This window comes from Kitasatospora sp. NPDC091257 (assembly GCF_044757675.1).
GTDB classification, from domain to species: Bacteria; Actinomycetota; Actinomycetes; order Streptomycetales; family Streptomycetaceae; genus Kitasatospora; species Kitasatospora lactacystinica.
Genome location: NZ_JBIVVI010000086.1, coordinates 1 through 13,716 on the forward strand (window position 1 = coordinate 1; position 13,716 = coordinate 13,716).

Here is a 13,716-nt window from a genome sequence, read left to right on the forward strand (position 1 = left end):
CCCCACCCGCTACCGGGACCGGGCCACCTGGGAGCAGGAGGCGATCCACGCCATCCTCGACAGTGCCTACATCTGCCACCTCGGCTTCGTGGTCGACGGCGCCCCCGTGGTGCTGCCGACGATCTTCGCCCGGGTCGGCGGCCGGCTCTACGTCCACGGCTCCACCGGCAGCCGCCCGATGCGCAACGCCTCCGGCGAGCAGGGCATGCCGGTCTGCGTCACCGTCACCCAGGTCGACGCGCTGGTGCTGACCAAGTCCGCGTTCAACCACTCGGTGAACTTCCGCTCGGTGGTCGCCCACGGCACCGCGCACCAGGTCACCGACCCCGAGGAGCTGGACATCGCGCTCGCCGCCCTGGTCGACCACGCGATACCGGGGCGCTCCGCCGAGGTCCGTCCGGCCAACGCCAAGGAGCTCGCCGCGACCGCCGTCCTCCGGCTGGAGCTGGACGAGGTCTCGGCCAAGACCCGCGAGGACGGCGCCGACGACGACCCGGAGGACGCCGACCTGCCGTACTGGTCCGGCCTGATCCCGGTCACCGCGGTGCACGGCACCCCCGAGCCGCACCCCGGCACCACCGTCCCGCTCCCCGCGCACCTGCGCGGCTACCCCCGCTGACGGGAGGCGCACCCGTGCTGATCAGATCCTGGGACCGCGGCGACGAGGCCGAGTGGCGGGCCTGGCTCGCCGAGGGCCGCGACTTCGGCCTGCTCGCCGCCAACGGCGGCCCCGGCGAGGGCCCGGTGCTGGTCCCGACCCACTTCCTGCTGGACGTCGAACACGGCGAGATCCTGCTCCACCTCGCCGCGCCCAACCCGCTGCTGGCCGCCGTCCGGGCCGATCCGAAGGTCACCCTCGCGGTCACCGACGGCTACGCGTTCGCGCCGGGCCACTGGCGCGGCGCACCGGGCACACCCACCAGCTACTACGCCTCGGTCCACTTCCACTGCACCGCCGAGGTGGTGGAGTCCGCGGCCGGCAAGGCGGAGATCCTCAACCGCCAGCTGGCGCACTTCCAGCCGGAGACGCCGGAGGTCCGGGTGGTGCCCGGCGAGGGCGAGTTGGCCCGGCAGCTGCCCGGGCTGCGCGCGCTCCGGCTGACCGTCGACGAGGTGCGGGCCAAGTTCAAGTACGACGACAAGAAGCCGGCCGAGGCACAGTACGCGATCGCCGACCGGCTCGCCGAGCGTGCCGGCGGCCCGGGGCGCGGCCGGGACCAGTACGCCGCCGCCCGCGCCCAGTTGCTCCGCCGTCACCGGCGGCGCACCGACGGACCGCGCACCGCACCGCAGGGCCCCGCCGGCCCCCTGGACAACGCCCCGCACTCCGACCTCCCGCGCACCAGCGGACGGCGCACCGACGGGCCGCACGCCACCGGCTGACCCCGGATCACCCGGTCGGCCGCCAACTCGGGCAGGTCGGCCGCCGCGCTGCTCGAATGTGAGACGAGCCCTGCCCACTCGGCGTCGGAGCGGGCCCGTCGACCCCCGGGAGCGCGCGTGTCCTCAGTCAACAGCCAACGGGCGGCCGGCGAGGCCCACCTCGGCCACGTGGTGTTCATCTCGGCGGCCGCCGCCATGGGCGGCTTCCTGTTCGGCTACGACAGCGCGGTGATCAACGGTGCCGTGACGGGCATCCAGAAGCACTTCGCGGTGGGCCACGGCACCACCGCCTTCGTGGTGGCCATCGCCCTGCTCGGCTCGGCCCTGGGGGCGGTGCTCGCCGGCCGGCTCGCCGACCACCTCGGCCGGGTCCGCACGATGCTGCTGGCCGCCGCACTGTTCGCGGCCAGCGGCATCGGCTCGATGTTCCCGCCGAACATCGAGACCCTCGCCGCCTGGCGCGTGGTCGGCGGCATCGCGATCGGCATCGCCTCGGTGATCGCCCCCACCTACATCGCCGAGGTCGCCCCGACCGCCTACCGCGGCCGGCTCGCCTCGTTCCAGCAGATGGCTATCGTGCTCGGCATCACCGTCTCCCAGCTCGCCAACTGGGCGCTCAACCAGGCCGCCGGCGGCGAGTCCACCAACCACCTCGGCGGCATCCAGGCCTGGCAGTGGATGCTCGGTGTCGAGGCCATCCCGGCCCTGGTGTACGGGCTGATGGCGCTCGCCATCCCGGAGTCGCCGCGCTTCCTGATCGCCGACCACCGCGAGGAGCAGGCCCGCAAGGTGCTGGCGGAGGTGGAGGGCGAGGGCGTGGACCTGGACGCCCGGGTGGCGGAGATCCGCTCGGTGCTGGAGTCCGCCCACAAGCCCCGGCTCAAGGACCTGCTCGGCGGCCGCTTCGGCCTGCTGCCGATCGTCTGGGTCGGCATCGGCGCCTCGGTGTTCCAGCAGTTCGTCGGCATCAACGTGATCTTCTACTACTCGTCCTTCCTGTGGCAGTCGGTCGGCATCAACGAGTCCAACTCGCTGCTGATCAGCCTCTCCACCTCGATCATCAACGTGATCGGCACGGTGATCGCGATGGCCCTGGTGGACCGGATCGGCCGCAAGCCGCTCGCCCTGGCCGGCTCGATCGGCATGGCGGCCGCGCTGGGCACCGCCGCCTGGGCGTTCTCCTACCGGGAGGGCACCGGCAGCACCGCCACCCTGGACAACACCCACGCCACCGTCGCCCTGATCGCGGCGCACGTCTTCGTGCTCTGCTTCGCCTTCTCCTGGGGCGTGGTGGTCTGGGTCCTGCTCGGCGAGATGTTCCCCAACCGGATCCGCGCGCTGGCGCTGTCCGTCGCCGCCTCGGCGCAGTGGATCGCCAACTGGGCGATCACCGTCAGCTTCCCGGACCTCGCCGACTGGAACCTCTCGGCGACGTACGTCATCTACGCGGCCTTCGCCCTGCTCTCCATCCCGTTCGTGGTCTTCTGCATCAAGGAGACCAAGGGCCGTGCCCTGGAGGAGATGGGCTGACCCGGCCCACCCCGCCGAACACCCGCCGCACGCGGCCCGACCCACCGAGAGGAAGCCATGCCTGACGAGGGCGGCTCCCGGCAGAACATCACCTTCCCGAGCAACGGCCGCACCGCGCACGGCTACCTGGCCCGCCCGCCGCAGGGGGTCGGGCCGGGCCTGGTGGTGGTGCAGGAGTGGTGGGGGCTCACCTCGCACATCGCCGACATGGCCGACCGCTTCGCCGCCGAGGGGTTCACCGTCCTGGCCCCCGACCTGTTCGGCGGCGCCACCACCCACGACGGCGCCGAGGCCGCCCGGTTCAAGCGCGAGCTCCCGGTCGACCGGGCGGTGGAGGACCTGGCTGGGGCCGTCGACCACCTGCTCGCCCTCGACGGCGTGGTCGGCGACGCGGTCGGCGTGGTCGGCTTCTGCATGGGCGGCGGCTTCGCCCTGCTGCTGGCCGCCCGGGCCGGCGACAAGGTGGCCGCCGTGGTCCCGTTCTACGGCCTGCCGCCCGATCCGGACTTCGACTACCGCGGACTGACCGCCCATGTGCTCGGCCACTTCGGCGAGTTGGACGGCTCGATCCCGATGGCCGCCGTGGACGAGGCGGCGATCCGGATCGGCGAGGCCACCGACGTCCGCCCGGAGATCCACTTCTACCCGGCCGGGCACGCCTTCATGAACGACGAGAACCTGATCGGCACCCACGACCCGCTCCAGGCCCGGATCGCCTGGCGCCGGACCCTCACCTTCCTCTGGGGCCACCTCGGCTGAGGGGGGCCACCTCGGCCGATGGGGCCGGCTCGGCCGAAACCCCACGCTCCGGGCCCTCCGGGCGGGTAAACCGGATGGACACCCGTACGGCCCCACGGCATAGTCTCCGGGTGCCGACCCCACTCCCGTCCCCGCGCCGCTTCGCCTGGGCGAGCCGCAACTTCCGCATCCAGACCGCCGCCACCGTGATCAGCGGCCTCGGCAACGCCGGCGCCCCCATCGCCACCGCCTTCGCCGTGCTCGGCACCGGCGGCACCACCACCGAGGTCGGCTACGTCACCGCCGCCCGGCTGGTGCCCACCGTGCTGCTCATGGTGGTCGGCGGCACCCTCGCCGACCGGCTGCCGCGCCACCTGATCATGGTCGCCGCCAATGTGTTCAGCGGGGTCTCCCAGGCCGTCCTGGCCGCCCTGGTGCTGACCGGGGAGGTCCGGCTCTGGCAGATGCTGGCGCTCTCCGCGGCCGGCGGAGCCGGCTACGCCCTCTACTCCCCCGCCTCCGGCGGCATGATCATGCAGGCCGTCCCGCAGGAGCACGCCGCCCGCGCCTTCGCGGTCTTCCGGATGGGCCTCAACGCCTCCCAGATCGGCGGCGCCGCCCTCGGCGGCGCCCTCACCGCCGCCGTCGGCCCCGGCTGGGTGCTCGCCCTGGACGCCCTGTGCTTCCTGGCCGCCGCCGCCCTCCGCTTCTTCCTGGAGCCGGAGCAGGGCCCCGCGTCCACCGGCACCAGCATGCTGCGCGATCTGCGCGAGGGCTGGCGGGAGTTCGCCTCCCGCCGCTGGCTCTGGGTGATCGTGCTCCAGTTCTCCGTGCTGGTCGCCTGCATCAACGCGGTGGAGTCGGTGTACGGGCCGACCGCCGCCAAGGAGCGGCTCGGCGGCGCGGGCGCCTGGGGCCTGGCGATGTCCGCCTACGGCGTCGGCCTGGTGGCCGCCGGCGTGCTGATGACCCGCTGGCGGCCCCGCCGGATCCTGCTGGTCGGCAACTGGGGGGTCTTCCTGTTCGGCGTGCCCGCCGTGGCCCTCGCCGCCGAGGTGCCGCTGCCGCTGCTGGTCGTCGCGATGTTCCTGTCCGGCGTCGGTGTCACCGTCTTCAGCGTCAACTGGATGGTCGCGCTCCAGCAGGAGATACCCGAGGAGATGTTCTCCCGGGTGTCCGCGTACGACGAACTCGGCTCCTACTCGCTGGCCCCGGTCGGCACGGCGCTGGCCGGCCCCGCCGCCGTGGCGCTCGGCCTGTCCGGCGCGCTCTGGGCGTGCGCCGTCGCCTGTCTGGTGCTCAGCGCGGTCGTCCTGCTGGACCCACAGGTCCGCCGGCTGAGCCGTCGGAGCACGTCGGACGCACCGGTGCCCGTCGGCGAGCCCGCGCCCACCCCGTGAGCGCCCCGTGCGCCCCGCGTGCGCCCGCCCGCGGGCAACCGGAGGTGTGCGAGGGTCGTCCGAACAGACAGGAAACACCACCGCATCCGAGGGGCCACCGGTGCCGAAGCCACTGCTGTTCCTGGACGTCGACGGCGTCCTGAACCCGGTCTGCCCGCACCCGGACGCCGGGTTCGACGCCCACACCCTGTTCGGCTACACCGTCCTGCTGTCCGCCCGGCACGGCGCCTGGCTGCGCGAGCTCGCCGGAACGTACGACCTGGTCTGGGCCACCACCTGGGAGGAGCACGCCAACACCCACATCGCCCCCGCGATCGGCCTGGACCCGCTCCCCGTGGTCACCTTCACCGGCTACGTCCCGCAGCCCGGCGACCCGCGCGTCCCGCTGATGGAGCTGTTCTCCGCCGCCAAGTGGGCCCCGCTGCTGCGCTACGCCGACGGCCGGCCGTTCGCCTGGGTGGACGACGTCATCCCGCCGCGGCTGGTCCGCCGCTCCCAGTGGCGCCGGGACCGCCTGCTGCTGCCCGTCGACCCCGGCCAGGGCCTGGAACGCCGGCACGTCGACCGGCTGCTCGCCCGTCCGCCGCGCGGCCAGGCGCTCTCGCTCAAGGGGTCGGAAGCCAGCTGACGTGCCCGGCCAGCAGGGCGTACCCGACGAAGGCCACGGTGTCGATCAGCGCGTGCGCCGCCACCAGCGGCATCACCCGCCCCCAGCGCCGGTACAGCAGGCAGAACACCACGCCCATCACCATGTTGCCGATCAGCCCGCCGACCCCCTGGTACAGGTGGTACGAGCCGCGCAGCACCGAACTCGCCACCACCGCGGCGGGCCACGACCACCCCAACTGCCCCACCCGGCGCAGCAGGTAGCCGAGGACGACGACCTCCTCCAGGATGGCGTTCTGCCAGGCCGACAGCACCAGCACCGGTACCCGCCACCACACGTCCGGCAGCCCGGACGGCGCCACCGTGAGGTTGTACCCGGCCGCCTGCGAGGCCAGGTAGAGCGCCAGCCCCGACCCGCCGATCGCGGCCGCGACGGCGGCGCCCCGCCCCAGGTCGCGCAGCTTCTGCCCGAGGTCGAAGCCCAGCACCCGCAGCGTGACGCCCTCGCGCACCAGCAGGTAGCCGACCAGCACCACCGGCATCAGCCCGCGGCCGATGTAGTACAGCTGCCAGACGAGGTCCAGCCAGGGCCGCCCGGGCGCCCGCGAGCCGTTCAGCGTGGCGACCTGCTGGCCGAGCTTGAGCGGTTCGGTGAGCGAGCCGGTGAAGCTGATCAGCGCGCTGATCCCGCTGGCCCCGAGGGAGAGGCCGAGGACGATCAGCAGTTCCGCGCCGAACAGCCGACGGGTGGGCTTCGCGGTCTCCGGCGCGGTCGGGACGGTGGTCACGGGGGCTCCAGCGGAGGGGCGGTCGCTCCGGCCGTCGGCCGACCGCCGGAGCGATCATCCTGACACAGCCGCCGGGACGCCCCGGCGGGGAGGCGGGTTCCGGGGGTCAGCCCACCGGCCAGGTGTGCACCGGCTCCCCGCCGCGCATGTGTTCGGCGTAGCGCCTGGTCATCGCCGCGAGCGCGGCCGGCCGGTCCATCCCGTACTGCTCGCGCAGCCGGTGGAAGGTCGCGACCTGCCAGGACGCGCCGTTGGCGCGGCGCAGGCAGCGCTGCTCGATGATGCCCAGGTAGCGGTCCCGGTCGGCGGGCTCCACGCCCCACTCGTCGAGGCCCTGGTGGGCCATCGGCAGCAGCTCGTTCAGCACCAGGTCGACGGCGGACACGGTCTGCAGCCCGCCGCCGCGCCCGGCCCGCCCGGAGCGCGGCCACTGGAACACCGCGTCGATGCCGTACCGGGCGCCCTGCTGGAAGTTCTCGTCCGCCCGTTCGAACGGGAGCCGGGTCCAGATCGGCCGGGGCTGCTCGGCGAGCACCCGCACCAGCCCGTAGTAGAAGGCGGCGTTGGCCAGGGTGTCGGCCACCGTGGGCCCGGCCGGCAGGGCCCGGTTCTCCACCCGCAGGTGCGCCACCCCGCCCGCGATGTCGTAGACCGGGCGGTTCCAGCGGTAGATGGTGCCGTTGTGCAGCCGCATCTCGGCGAGCCTGGGCGCGCCGCCGGAGGCCAGCACCTTCAGCGGGTCCTCGTCGTCGCAGATCGGCAGCAGCGCGGGGAAGTACCGCAGGTTCTCCTCGAACAGGTCGTACGCCGAGTCCACCCAGCGCTCGCCGAACCAGGTGATGGGGCGCACGCCCTGCGCCTTGAGCTCCGCCGTCCGGGTGTCACAGGCCTGCTGGAAGAGCACCGGACGGGTCTCCCGCCACAGCTCCCGCCCGAACAGGAACGGCGAGTTGGCGCCGAGCGCGAGCTGCGGCCCGCAGATCGCCTGGGCCGCGTTCCACACCGAGGAGAACCGCTCCGGGGTCACCTGGAGGTGCAGCTGGAGCGAGGTGGCGGCGGCCTCGGCCACCATGGTGATCGACTCCAGCTGGAGGCGCTCGACCCCCTCGATGTCCAGGGCGATGTCCTCGCCGCGGGCGGCCAGGATCTGGTCGCTGAGCAGGCTGTACCGCTGGTTGTGGCTCATCGCGTCGAGCCCGGTGTGGGCGTGTTCCAGGGTCGGCAGGATGCCCACCATGACGATCCGGGCGCCCGCCTCGGCCGCCCGCCGGTCGGCGTAGCGCAGCCCGGTGTCGATCTCCTCGCGCAGTTCCTCGAAGACGTGCCCGCAGAGCCGGTGCGGCGTGATGTTGACCTCGATGTTGAAGCGGCCCAGTTCGGTCTGGAAGTCGCTGGAGCCGATCGCGCTGAGCACCTGCGCGTTGTTCATGGCCGGCAGGCCCTGCTCGTCGGCCAGGTTGAGCTCGATCTCCAGGCCCATCACCGCCCGCGGCCGGTCGAAGCGGTCCTCGCGGAGCATCCGTCCGAGCGCTTCGAGACACGCGTGGAGCTTGCGCCGGTACAGGTGTCGGTCCGCCAGTTCCGCGCGAGTCGCCACGACCTTCTCGCCCACGGTCCCCTCCTCCAGAGCCACCCCGTCGAGCACCCGGTCGACCGACCGTGCAACCATCATGCCCACCTCGAAGATCGATACCCGAATGCGCCTACTGGCTTGCATTGCAAGGCATCTGACGGAAAATCAGACGAACTGTAGACTTGCCCGGCGCCACAGCCTGTGATAAACAGATCACCCTGTGCATCTGTTCGAATTGGTACAGCGCTCCGGCCGGTCCGCCTCGCCCCGAAGGCCCTCGTCGACGGCGGCGACCGCGCCGGCACCGCGATCCTGCACAACCGGACACTGCCGGGCCCCGTCACCGAAGACGCGTCGCCCGCCACGCCGGTATGCCGCACTCGCACGCCGATCTCGCTTGGAGAGGCGGACCCCGCCATGACTCTGCAACCCCCCCAGCCCCCGCCGAGCGCACTGCGCGCGGTCCTGGGCGCGCTCGACTCGGAGACCGCGCTGCGCCAGCCCGCCGCCGCAGCACTGCGTCATCCGACCGGCCCGCTGCTCCCCGCCCACCCCCTCGCGGTGCACGTCCTGACCGGCGGGCGCCCGGAGCTCCCGGCCGCCCGCCGCACCGGCTGGCGCTTCCTGATCAAGGACGGCGCCGAGGTGGCCGCCGCCGCCGAGGTGGTGCAGAGCGCCGAGGGCCACACCTTCTCCCACTTCACCGCGGGCCCCTACCTCGACTCGACGGTCCGGGCGCTGCGCGAGGCCTGGCAGCTCGCCCAGACCTCCCGGACCCGCCAACAGCCGCGGCTGCTGACCTTCCCCGGCCAGTACGCCACGGCGCTGTGGCTGCACAGCCCCGACGGCGACCCGGCCGCCGACCTGCTGATCCCGCTGGCCCCGGCCCCGCTCGGCGTCACCGCGCACCGCGCGTGCCCGGCCGCCGAACTGCTGCCGCTGCTCGCCCGCGCCCCGCTCGCCAGGCCGCTGCTGCTCGGCTCCTCCTGACCCACCGACGCCCCCTCGGGCCGCCGGGCCCACCCGCCCGGCGGCCCGAGGCCGTACCCGCGCGCCCGCACGGCGCCCCGCGGTCCCCGGCCCTGCCGGCACACCCGCCCCCGCGGCTCCTCACCCGAACGGCGACCACCCGTCCGGGCCATCCGGCATGGCCTCATCGGGCCATACCCCGACTCACCCACTGGTGCGCCTTTTCCCGTCGGCCCCACCTGAACGGGTGATCTCTACCCGGGAGTTGTGGCGCATGTCACGAAATCCCTGCGCGCGGGTCCCGGGATGCCGACACTGGGAACCAGCGTGGAAGGACCCCCTGTCCTACCCACTTGAACGCCGGTCCACACTTGGCCGGCGTGCGGACAGGATCCGACCACCGCGGCGGTTCCGGACGGCACGGCCTCCGGCGACCGCACCACGGGGAGGATCGCAGAGCGAAGCGAGGGTACGCGTATGTGCCAGCACCGTCCTGAGTGCCCATCGGCCGAGTCCGAGGACCGCGAGGCGGCCGCGTCGGTGGCCCGCCATCCGGAGCAGGGCTGGAGCCTGCTCTGCAACGGCGTCGTCCTGTTCGAGGACACCGGAGAGCTGCTGCCCGACGGCCGGGTGATCGCCCCGCGCCGCCCCGTCGCCCACGCGGCCTGACCACCCGTCCGGCCGTACGGCGGGGGCAGCCGCCGACTCGACGGCACCACGGGCAGGGCCCCGGCGGAAACTCCGCCGGGGCCCTGTCGCGCGGGTCGGACCTCCGAGGGCCCGGTCCGGTCAGACGCCGTACTCGTCCAGCGGCGGGCAGGAGCAGACCAGGTTGCGGTCGCCGTACGCGCCGTCGATCCGGCTCACCGGCGGCCAGTACTTGTCCGCCGGGTTCACGCCGGCCGGGAAGACCGCCTCCTGCCGCGAGTAGCCGTGCGCCCAGTCGCCGGCCAGCGTGGCGGCGGTGTGCGGGGCGTTGCGCAGCGGGTTGTCGTCGGCCGCCCACTCGCCCGAGCCGACCTTGTCGATCTCGGCCCGGATGGTGATCATCGCGTCGCAGAACCGGTCGATCTCGTACAGGTCCTCGGACTCGGTCGGCTCGATCATCAGCGTGCCGGCCACCGGGAAGGACATCGTCGGCGCGTGGAAGCCGTAGTCGATCAGGCGCTTGGCGATGTCGTCCACCGTCACGCCCGTCTCCTTGGTCAGCGGGCGCAGGTCGATGATGCACTCGTGCGCGACCAGCCCGCCCGGGCCGGTGTAGAGCACCGGGAAGTGCGGCGCCAGGCGCTTGGCGATGTAGTTGGCGTTCAGCACCGCGACCTGGGTCGCGCGCTTGAGGCCCTCGCCGCCCATCAGCCGGACGTACGCCCAGGAGATCGGCAGGATGGCCGCCGAGCCCCACGGCGCGGCCGAGATCGGGCCCACGCCGGTGGCCGGGCCGGCCTCCGCCTGCAGCGGGTGGTTCGGCAGGTACGGCGCCAGGTGGGCGCGCACCGCGACCGGGCCGACGCCCGGGCCGCCGCCGCCGTGCGGGATGCAGAAGGTCTTGTGCAGGTTCAGGTGGGAGACGTCCGCGCCGAACTTGCCCGGCTTGGCGAGGCCGACCAGGGCGTTCAGGTTGGCGCCGTCCACGTACACCTGGCCGCCGGCCTCGTGCACCAGGGCGCAGATGTCGGTGATCTGGGTCTCGTACACGCCGTGGGTGGACGGGTAGGTGACCATCAGCACCGACAGGTTGTCGCGGTGCTGCTCGATCTTGGCCTTCAGGTCCTCGACGTCCACGTCGCCGTCGACCAGGGTCTTCACCACGACCACCCGCATGCCGGCCATCACGGCGGAGGCCGCGTTGGTGCCGTGCGCGGAGGACGGGATCAGGCAGACGTCGCGCTGGGTGTCACCGTTGGCGTGGTGGTAGGCGCGGACGGCCAGCAGGCCGGCCAGCTCGCCCTGCGAGCCGGCGTTCGGCTGGATCGAGACGGCGTCGTAGCCGGTGACCTCGACCAGCTGCTGCTCCAGCTGGCGGATCAGGGTGAGGTAGCCCTGGGCCTGGTCGATCGGCGCGAAGGGGTGCAGCTGGCCGAACTCCGGCCAGGTCACCGCCTCCATCTCGGTGGTCGCGTTGAGCTTCATGGTGCAGGAGCCCAGCGGGATCATGCCGCGGTCCAGCGCGTAGTCCCGGTCCGACAGGCGGCGCAGGTAGCGCAGCATGGCGGTCTCCGAGCGGTGGCTGTGGAAGACCGGGTGGGTCAGGTACTCGTCCTCGCGCAGCAGCGCGGCGGGCAGCGCGTCGGCGGTCTCGGGGACCTCGACCGGCTCGACGCCGAACGCGGCCCAGACGCCGGCCAGGTGCTCGCGGGTGGTGGTCTCGTCGGTGGAGATGGAGATCCGGTCCGCGCCGTCCTGGAACAGGTTGATGCCGTTGGCACGGGCGGCGGCGGCGATCTCGGCGGCGCGGCCCGGGACGACGGCGGTGACGGTGTCGAAGAACTCGCCGTGCAGCAGCTCGACGCCGCCGGCCCGCAGGCCCTCGGCGAGGGCGGCGGCGTAGCGGTGGGTGCGGCGGGCGATGTCGGCCAGGCCGTCGGGGCCGTGGTAGACGGCGTACATCGAGGCCATCACGGCGAGCAGCACCTGGGCGGTGCAGATGTTGCTGGTGGCCTTCTCGCGGCGGATGTGCTGCTCGCGGGTCTGCAGCGCCAGGCGGTAGGCGCGGTTGCCGTCGACGTCGACGGAGACGCCGACCAGGCGGCCGGGCAGCGAGCGGGCGTACTCGGCGCGCACCGACAGGTAGCCGGCGTGCGGGCCGCCGAAGCCCATCGGCACGCCGAAGCGCTGCGAGGTGCCGCAGGCGATGTCGGCGCCCAGCGAGCCCGGGGACTTGAGCAGGGTCAGCGCGAGCAGGTCGGCGGCGACGGCGACGATCGCGCCCAGGCCGTGCGCCTGCTCGATCACCGGGGTGAGGTCGCGGACCACGCCGGTGGCACCCGGGTACTGGAGCAGCACGCCGAAGACGCCGCGCTCGGCGATCTCGGCCGGGATGCCCTCGGACAGGTCGGCGACGACGACCTCAACGCCGGTCGGCACGGCGCGGGTGTTGATCACCGCGACGGTCTGCGGCAGGGTCTCGGCGTCGACCAGGAAGACGCCGCCCTTGACCTTGGTGACCCGGCGGGCCAGCGCCATCGCCTCGGCGGCCGCGGTGCCCTCGTCCAGCAGGGAGGAGCCGGAGGTCGGCAGGCCGGTCAGGTCGGAGACCAGGGTCTGGAAGTTCAGCAGCGCCTCCAGGCGCCCCTGCGAGATCTCCGGCTGGTACGGGGTGTAGGCGGTGTACCAGGCCGGGTTCTCCATGACGTTGCGCAGGATCACCGGCGGGGTGAAGGTGCCGTAGTAGCCCAGGCCGATCATCGGCTGGAGCACCTGGTTGCGGCCGGCCAGCTCGCGCAGTTCGGCGAGGACCTGGGCCTCGGACCGGCCCGCGGGCAGGTCCAGGGCGGTGATGGAGCGGATCGCCTCGGGCACCGCGGTCCCGGCGAGCTCGTCCAGCGAGCCGTAGCCGACGGACGCCAGCATCTTCTCCTGCGCGGCGGCGTCGGGGCCGATGTGGCGGTTCTCGAAGGGGCTGGCCAGCTCAAGCTCGGTGAGGGTCGAGGCGCCGGTGGGGCGTCCCGCGTTCGGCTGGGCGTTCATGGTGGTCGAGGCCTCCTGGTCACGGACCGGCGGGGGTACGCACGCCGGCCGGCTCCACCGCTGCGGGCAGCGGACGAGCCTGGGCGCGCGGACCCGACAGGCCTCCCCCTCTGTCATCGGGACCTGAGAGCTTCACCCGCACGGAGCGCTGTGGGCGCTCCGCCGGCTTGCACCGTCGGTGAGGGTGGTGATCGCCGGCTTCCGTGCCGACGCTCCTGCCCTGCTTTCCAGAGTGACCTACCCCACACGGTACGGATGCCTGAGAGATTCCGGGGAGGAGTTGCTCCTTCGGCGCTCCGACCAGCGGTTTTCGTGATCGGAGACTCTCCCGAGCGGGCTCTGCGGTCGCCGCCCAGGGTACCAGCGGGAGGCCCCCCGATCACGGGTGTGTCTGGTCACTGGAGGTCTACGCGCGTCCCCCGGACGGTCCAGCGCCGCCCCCGGACGGCGCACCCGGGGTCGCGCTCGTCCGATTCATGGCTTTTGGTGTGAAGTGGCGGACGGAATCGGGTGCTCCGGCCGCCTTCCTGCGGGAGTTCCGCAGGTTCAGCGCGCGGGAGGAAAGAAGTGCAGACGGACATCGACCCCCGGGACCTCATCGGCCACAAAGCCGTCGACCGCAACGGAGACAAGATCGGCACGGTCGACGAGGTCTACCTGGACGACGCCACCGGCCGGCCCGAGTGGGCCGCGGTCCGGACCGGCATCTTCGGCCGGGACGCCTTCGTCCCGCTGACCACGAGCGAGTTCGCCGGCGACGAGCTCCGGGTGCCGTACGACAAGTCGCTGGTGAAGGAGTCGCCGGACTTCGGCGTCGGCCAGCACCTGTCCCCCGCCCAGGAACTCCAGCTCTACCGCTACTACGGGCTCGACACCCCGATGGACAGCCGCCCGAACGGCGAGAACGGGAGCCGGCCCAGGCAGCCCGACCTCGACTTCGGCACCACGGCGGCGGCCGCCGCCACGACGACCGCGGCGGCCCCGGCCAAGTCGCTCACCTTCCACACCCCCGAGCGGTCACCCGCGCCCAGGCCGAAGC

11 protein-coding genes, 1 pseudogene and 1 riboswitch are annotated in these 13,716 nt (G+C 73.2%); of the genes and pseudogenes, 9 read left to right on the forward strand and 3 right to left on the reverse strand.

The window, feature by feature from the left end; all coding sequences use genetic code 11:
- The 6 genes from ACIQOV_RS06410 to ACIQOV_RS06435 all read left to right on the forward strand — a co-directional run.
- A partial coding sequence (locus tag ACIQOV_RS06410) for a pyridoxamine 5'-phosphate oxidase family protein (RefSeq protein WP_401045548.1) occupies window positions 1–619 on the forward strand: 619 nt, incomplete at its 5' end.
- Window positions 620–633: 14 nt separating this feature from the next.
- Window positions 634–1,383: an FMN-binding negative transcriptional regulator gene (locus ACIQOV_RS06415; protein ID WP_401045551.1), complete on the forward strand. Its 750-nt coding sequence runs from the start codon at window positions 634–636 to the stop codon at window positions 1,381–1,383.
- Window positions 1,384–1,500: 117 nt separating this feature from the next.
- Window positions 1,501–2,913 carry a sugar porter family MFS transporter gene (locus ACIQOV_RS06420; protein ID WP_401045554.1) on the forward strand — a complete coding sequence of 471 codons (1,413 nt, stop codon included), beginning with the start codon at window positions 1,501–1,503 and terminating at the stop codon, window positions 2,911–2,913.
- 57 nt (window positions 2,914–2,970) lie between these two features.
- Window positions 2,971–3,672 carry a dienelactone hydrolase family protein gene (locus tag ACIQOV_RS06425; protein WP_401045556.1) on the forward strand — a complete coding sequence of 234 codons (702 nt, stop codon included), beginning with the start codon at window positions 2,971–2,973 and terminating at the stop codon, window positions 3,670–3,672.
- Window positions 3,673–3,782: 110 nt separating this feature from the next.
- Window positions 3,783–5,051, forward strand: coding sequence for an MFS transporter (locus ACIQOV_RS06430; RefSeq protein WP_401045559.1), 1,269 nt, complete (start codon window positions 3,783–3,785; stop codon window positions 5,049–5,051).
- Between the two features lie 100 nt (window positions 5,052–5,151).
- Window positions 5,152–5,679, forward strand: coding sequence for an HAD domain-containing protein (locus ACIQOV_RS06435; RefSeq protein WP_359907848.1), 528 nt, complete (start codon window positions 5,152–5,154; stop codon window positions 5,677–5,679).
- Here the strand turns inward: ACIQOV_RS06435 and ACIQOV_RS06440 are convergent.
- Window positions 5,657–6,445 carry a CPBP family intramembrane glutamic endopeptidase gene (locus tag ACIQOV_RS06440; protein ID WP_380352367.1) on the reverse strand — a complete coding sequence of 263 codons (789 nt, stop codon included), beginning with the start codon at window positions 6,443–6,445 and terminating at the stop codon, window positions 5,657–5,659. The two genes, ACIQOV_RS06435 and ACIQOV_RS06440, sit on opposite strands and share 23 nt — an antisense overlap.
- Before the next feature lie 106 nt (window positions 6,446–6,551).
- On the reverse strand, window positions 6,552–8,057 hold the full coding sequence (locus tag ACIQOV_RS06445) for a glutamate--cysteine ligase (RefSeq protein WP_401045569.1): 1,506 nt from the start codon (window positions 8,055–8,057) through the stop codon (window positions 6,552–6,554).
- A 378-nt stretch (window positions 8,058–8,435) separates the two neighbouring features.
- On the opposite strand from ACIQOV_RS06445, the gene ACIQOV_RS06450 reads away from it, so the two are divergent.
- Window positions 8,436–9,008 carry a hypothetical protein gene (locus ACIQOV_RS06450; RefSeq protein ID WP_401045563.1) on the forward strand — a complete coding sequence of 191 codons (573 nt, stop codon included), beginning with the start codon at window positions 8,436–8,438 and terminating at the stop codon, window positions 9,006–9,008.
- 456 nt (window positions 9,009–9,464) lie between these two features.
- Window positions 9,465–9,656, forward strand: a complete 192-nt coding sequence (locus ACIQOV_RS06455; protein WP_188300053.1) for a DUF5999 family protein — start codon at window positions 9,465–9,467, stop codon at window positions 9,654–9,656.
- Between the two features lie 120 nt (window positions 9,657–9,776).
- Here the strand turns inward: ACIQOV_RS06455 and gcvP are convergent, their stop codons facing one another.
- The gene (gene gcvP, locus ACIQOV_RS06460; RefSeq protein WP_401045567.1) at window positions 9,777–12,677 is read right to left on the reverse strand and encodes an aminomethyl-transferring glycine dehydrogenase; all 2,901 of its coding nucleotides are present in this window, start codon (window positions 12,675–12,677) and stop codon (window positions 9,777–9,779) included.
- A gap of 237 nt (window positions 12,678–12,914) precedes the next feature.
- Window positions 12,915–13,018, reverse strand: a riboswitch (glycine riboswitch).
- Between the two features lie 226 nt (window positions 13,019–13,244).
- Here gcvP and ACIQOV_RS06465 point away from each other — a divergent pair.
- Window positions 13,245–13,628, forward strand: a pseudogene (locus tag ACIQOV_RS06465) (PRC-barrel domain-containing protein); the annotation flags it as partial.
- Window positions 13,629–13,716: the final 88 nt, after the last annotated feature.

Bases quoted from the DNA above. Each gene is read 5' to 3' on its own strand.
- ACIQOV_RS06455 (WP_188300053.1), top strand. From the start codon at position 9,465: ATGTGCCAGCACCGTCCTGAGTGCCCATCGGCCGAGTCCGAGGACCGC.
- gcvP (WP_401045567.1), bottom strand. From the start codon at position 12,677: ATGAACGCCCAGCCGAACGCGGGACGCCCCACCGGCGCCTCGACCCTC.
- ACIQOV_RS06425 (WP_401045556.1), top strand. From the start codon at position 2,971: ATGCCTGACGAGGGCGGCTCCCGGCAGAACATCACCTTCCCGAGCAAC.
- ACIQOV_RS06450 (WP_401045563.1), top strand. From the start codon at position 8,436: ATGACTCTGCAACCCCCCCAGCCCCCGCCGAGCGCACTGCGCGCGGTC.